Annotated in this window: 6 protein-coding genes and 1 pseudogene; 4 read left to right on the top strand and 3 right to left on the bottom strand. The window is 40.7% G+C overall.

Annotated features, from left to right (window positions below):
- The 4 genes from GX437_07365 to rsxA all read left to right on the top strand — a co-directional run.
- Positions 1-237, top strand: a 237-nt coding sequence (locus GX437_07365) for an RnfABCDGE type electron transport complex subunit D (GenBank protein ID NLJ07471.1), incomplete at its 5' end; no start/stop codon positions are given.
- Between the two features lie 4 nt (positions 238-241).
- The gene (locus tag GX437_07370) at positions 242-838 is read left to right on the top strand and encodes an RnfABCDGE type electron transport complex subunit G (protein ID NLJ07472.1); all 597 of its coding nucleotides are present in this window, start codon (positions 242-244) and stop codon (positions 836-838) included.
- Positions 835-1,449, top strand: a complete 615-nt coding sequence (locus GX437_07375) for an electron transport complex subunit E (GenBank protein NLJ07473.1) — start codon at positions 835-837, stop codon at positions 1,447-1,449. Before GX437_07370 ends, GX437_07375 begins: the two co-directional genes overlap by 4 nt.
- A complete protein-coding gene (rsxA, locus tag GX437_07380) occupies positions 1,449-2,027 on the top strand; it encodes an electron transport complex subunit RsxA (protein ID NLJ07474.1) in 579 nt (192 codons plus the stop codon). The genes GX437_07375 and rsxA overlap by 1 nt, the downstream gene beginning before the upstream one ends.
- 182 nt (positions 2,028-2,209) lie before the next feature.
- On the opposite strand, the pseudogene GX437_07385 reads toward rsxA, so the two are convergent.
- From GX437_07385 to GX437_07395, 3 genes and pseudogenes are all read right to left on the bottom strand, one after another.
- Positions 2,210-2,650, bottom strand: a pseudogene (locus GX437_07385) (hypothetical protein).
- A gap of 18 nt (positions 2,651-2,668) precedes the next feature.
- A complete protein-coding gene (locus GX437_07390; GenBank protein ID NLJ07475.1) occupies positions 2,669-3,370 on the bottom strand; it encodes a VIT family protein in 702 nt (233 codons plus the stop codon).
- Positions 3,371-3,578: 208 nt separating this feature from the next.
- The coding region (locus tag GX437_07395) for a KilA-N domain-containing protein (protein ID NLJ07476.1) at positions 3,579-3,991 on the bottom strand (413 nt) is incomplete at its 5' end.

The following is a 3,991-nucleotide window of genomic DNA, read 5'->3' on the forward strand; positions in this document are numbered from 1 at the left end:
GGAGGTCTGATGCTGGGTGTCTTTTTTATGGCTACCGATATGGTTTCGTCTCCGATGACACCTGTAGGTATGATTGTTTATGGGATAGGGTGCGGAGTGCTGACCATGCTGATACGTTTGTTTGGTGCATATCCTGAAGGCGTTTCATTTGCCATACTGTTGATGAATGCCTTTGTTCCCCTGATTAATGCAGGATTTAAACCTAAAAGATTTGGTGAAAAGATAGTTAAAAAATAATAAAATGGCATCCAAAAAAGAGTCCACATTTGTCAATATGACTGTTACCCTGGCGGTAATCACCATTACAGCTTCTGTAGCACTGGCCGGGGTTTTCAACCTGACAAAAGAAAAAATTGAGCAGGCAAAAAAGGAAAAACTTCAGAAAGCCATTTCGTTGGTGGTTCCGGAATTTAATAATGATGTCGGAGCAGAAAGTTATGAGGTAGCCTGTGATGGGCCTGACAAACTTGTGTTTTATCCGGCTAAAAAAGATGGTAAACTGGTAGGAGTAGCCGTAAAAACCTATACTGACAAAGGTTTCAGTGGAAGGTTTGTCATCATGGTCGGCTTTCTGCCCGATGGTGTGATACAGAATACCGCAGTTCTTGAGCATCACGAAACCCCCGGTCTGGGTGATAAAATGGATGTGTCAAAATCAAAATTCCCGGTTCAGTTTAACGGTAAAAATCCTGAATCATTTAAGCTGAAGGTGAAAAAAGATGGAGGTGATGTAGATGCCATTACAGCTGCTACCATTTCTTCAAGGGCATATTGTGATGCCATTCAACGGGCTTATGATGCTTTTGTAAAAGAAAAAAATGAAGGAGGTTTAAAATGAATAAGAACCTGAAAACCTTTACAAACGGATTTATTAATGAAAATCCGATACTTGTATTGTTGCTGGGGACGTGTCCGACATTGGCAGTAACCTCCTCAGCATATAACGGACTTGGAATGGGACTGGCTACTACTTTTGTGCTGTTTTGTTCCAATGTGGTCATCTCTTTAATAAAAGACCTGATTCCTTCAAAGGTCAGAATACCGTCTTTCATTGTGGTGATTGCTTCTTTTGTAACCATTGTTGACCTGGTGATGGCTGCCTACGTTCCTGCTTTGCACAAACAACTGGGGATTTTTATCCCTTTAATTGTGGTCAACTGCATTGTTTTAGGCCGTGCTGAAGCTTTTGCTTCAAAGAACAATGTTTTTTCTTCCCTGCTCGATGGTTTAGGCATGGGACTTGGCTTTGCACTTGCCTTGACAGTCCTTGGCGGAATACGTGAAATTCTGGGTGCCGGACAGTTTTTTGGGATGAATGTGCCGGTTTTCCCAAAAGACGCTCAGGGGAACCCGGTTACCATACTTGTGTTTATTCTTGCTCCCGGTGCTTTCATTGCGCTGGGTTATCTGATTGCTTTTGTCAATAAATACCTTAAATCGAACGGATGATGGAATACCTTATCATAATTATTTCTACTGTGTTTGTCAATAATATTGTATTGACACAGTTTCTTGGAATCTGTCCTTTTCTGGGTGTTTCCAAAAAAACCAGTACAGCTGTCGGAATGGGTGGTGCTGTTTTATTTGTATTGACGCTGGCGACACTTGTTACCTATATTGTCAGAAAATCCATTCTTGATCCGCTTGGACTCGAGTTTTTACAAACCATTTCATTTATTCTGGTCATTGCGGCACTGGTTCAGATGGTTGAAATTATACTTAAAAAGGTGAGCCCCTCTCTTTATCAGGCACTGGGTATTTATCTTCCGCTAATCACGACCAACTGTGCTGTGTTGGGGGTAGCCATTCTGACCATTCAAAAAGACCTGACCCTGATTCAGGGAGTGGTTTATGCCATCGGAAATGCCCTTGGGTTCGGCTTTGCATTGGTCATTTTTGCAGGCATCAGGGAACATCTTGAACTTATGATGGTTCCGAAAGGAATGAGAGGCGTTCCTATTGCTCTTGTGGTTGCCGGTATCTTATCACTCGCCTTCATGGGATTTGCCGGAATGGTTAAATTTTAATACCAGACTATTTCTGGAATTAAATATAAACGCAAACGAAGCTGAAGCAGGATAATTGTTAAAGCCTGTAATTACAGACTTTTGATTAAAAGCTAAGCTCGAAAGATTTCGTTGTATTAATCCTCTTCATCCTCTTCTTCGGTATTGTTTTGAGCACTCACGGCAGCAGAAGGATAATGATTGTCTGCGCGAATCTCTGTATGCCTTATTTCCCCTCCTGAAGTTCCTGTCAGTTTACCAAAATAGATGACCACAAATGCAAAAATCAGCACAGCAATAGCAATAATGTTTGAAAATGATTTTTGTCTGAAGTTTACCCATAAGCCAATCAAAGAAAGACCGCCCAGGAAATACGTCAGAATGGAAAACAGTTTGGCTTTTTCTTCGTGTCTTTCAATAAAGGATTCGGTAACACCGCTGATATTTTTTACGACATCTTCGGCTCCTTCACCACTTACCATAGCGGCTACTGAAGCCAACGAACCGATAATAAAAATCAGGTAAGCCGTTCGCTTTACAGGGTCAGATTTGATTAATAACCCTGTAAGCAGTACAATTATACCCACTATCGGGAAAATGATGGGTAAATGATTGACCACCAAATGAAAATGAGCTGCATTCATAGTATTAAAGTTTAAAGATTAAACACTGACCCCAAAAATATATCCTACTAAGGCAGATAAAACCATAGCAATCGTTCCCCAAATGACGATTCTTAAGATGGCTTTCCCCGATCTGGAGCCACCGGTTTTTGCGGAAAACCATCCAAGAATGACCAATGAAATAATGGTAAATCCATACAGGTAATATTCCATCCATGAAACGGGAGCAAAAACAGAAAGGAGGAGAGGTAGCAGGCCACCCGACATAAATGCTGCACCCGAGGCCAATGCTGCCTGAATTGGTTTTGCCTTTGTAATTTCGTTAATACCTAATTCATCGCGAATATGTGTTCCTAATGCATCTGCTTCCGTCAGTTCTTTGGCTACCTGCCAGGCTGTATCTTTCTTTAATCCTCTTTTTTCGTAAATTTCTGCTAAAATCTTCATTTCAATTTCGGGCATCTGTTCAAGTTCCAGTTTTTCTCTTTCAATATCAGCCTGTTCAATATCGGTTTGGGAACTGACCGATACATATTCTCCTGCTGCCATGGATAAAGCTCCGGCTACCAGACCTGCTAAAGATGCCAGAAGAATAGGCTCTCTGGTGGTGCTTGCTGCTGCCACACCGATAGCAAGACTTGAAATCGAGATGATACCGTCATTTGCGCCTAAGACTGCTGCTCGCAGCCAATTACTTCTGTGGATATAGTGACTATCCAGATAATTATCTATAGTTATCATCTGTTTTTTTTGTGGTTCAGCAAAATTCAATGTTTGTGCCACGGATTATCTATCTTCCTGTTATATGAGATGTTCATTTTTGTCACCTTAAAGTTGTTTTCCTTGTTGTAATAGCAGATTATAGAAGCTTTCATCAAATAACTGTATGTGTGCATGTTAATAGTATTTTACTGGCTGCTGATTTCCTGCAATAGTTTGTGAATTGCCATTATTGTTCTAATCTCTTGATGTTTAAATTAAAAGCCAATGATTTCATCTGACTGATGGCTGTTTGATTAAGTCTGACCAATCTTTCGGATTGAGATAAACCCATCTTGATAAATTCGGCATTAAGGCTTTCCAGATTTGCTAAAACCAATAGCTGTTCGATGGTAGCATAATCTCTGATATTGCCTTCTGCTGCCGGATTCTCATCACGCCATTGTTTTGCTGTCTTTCCAAACATGGCTACATTCAGCACATCTGCTTCGCTGGCGTAAATTTGATTGATTTGTTCTTTACTGAGGTTTTCGGGAATAATATTTTCCTTGATTGCATCGGTGTGAATGCGGTAGTTGATTTTGGCAAGGGTCCGGTGTAAATCCCAATTAAGTTTAAGACGGTTGTTTTCTTCGTCTTTTA

Source organism: Sphingobacteriales bacterium, from assembly GCA_012517435.1.
Lineage (GTDB): Bacteria > Bacteroidota > Bacteroidia > CAILMK01 > JAAYUY01 > JAAYUY01.